A 295-nucleotide genomic window follows, 5' to 3' on the forward strand; every position below is an offset into this window, starting at 1 on the left:
CTCCAGCGCGCCTTCGGGATCGACCAGAATGTCCGCGATGTTCTGCACGTCGCGCACTTCATGCGCACCGCGCCGCACCTCCAGCAGCGGGTTGTAGGCTGCCGGCTTCGCATCGGTTGGGTTGAACAGCAGGCAATGCGAGAAACGTGAGCGCCAGCCTGCGGTGATCTGCCAGTTCTCGCCCTTGATGTCGTGGATGACGGCCGAGTCCGGCTAGGATAGGAGCGTTGGCCCCAGCAGGCCGGCACCTTCATCCGAGCGCGAGGGCGCGAAGGTCTGGGCGTGGTCTGGGGCC

Annotated in this window: 1 pseudogene; it reads right to left on the reverse strand. The window is 66.1% G+C overall.

Features of this window, described 5'->3' with window-relative positions:
* Window positions 1-295: pseudogene (locus KVS69_RS19295) on the reverse strand (type IV secretory system conjugative DNA transfer family protein); the annotation flags it as partial.

The organism is Stenotrophomonas sp. GbtcB23 (assembly GCF_019091045.1).
Taxonomy (GTDB): domain Bacteria; phylum Pseudomonadota; class Gammaproteobacteria; order Xanthomonadales; family Xanthomonadaceae; genus Stenotrophomonas; species Stenotrophomonas rhizophila_A.